Source organism: Pseudomonas sp. 05N433 (assembly GCF_056396925.1).
Genome location: NZ_JBFTML010000158.1, coordinates 1 through 464 on the forward strand (window position 1 = coordinate 1; position 464 = coordinate 464).

1 protein-coding gene is annotated in these 464 nt (G+C 60.4%); it reads right to left on the reverse strand.

Going from position 1 to position 464, the window contains the following annotated elements:
- On the reverse strand, positions 1-464 hold a 464-nt coding region (locus AC1DIS_RS30145), incomplete at both ends, for an immunoglobulin-like domain-containing protein (protein ID WP_477781323.1).

The window sequence follows — 464 nt, forward strand, 5'->3', positions numbered from 1 at the left end:
GTCACCGAGGTATCCGCCGACTTGCCGTCGACTTCCAGCTTCTCGTAGTTGCCGCCCTTGGCATCGTCGATCTTGACGCTCAGGGAGTTGCCGCCGGCTAACGCGTCGTTGGGTGCAACAAAATTAACAGAGCCGCTGCTGGCGCCGACTGGAATGGTGATGGTCTGGCCGTTGGACAGGGTCACAACCACTGGCGAACCAGTCACTGGAGCAGTGACGGACGCGGTGTACACCACGGTSCCACCYTCGGCGACGTTCGCGGTCGCACTCAGCGAAACRGTRCTGGTGTCRATGGTRTCGKTGACGGTAGTGACCGCTGCCGCTGGGCTGGTTGCCAGGTTTTCAAAGTTGCCGCCTGCGGCATCCTTGATGGTCACTTCGACTTGGCCAGCGTCCTTGTAGACGTCGTCCTTCGGCGCATCGACGGTTACGGAACCGGTGGTTTTGCCTGCTTCGATGGTGAT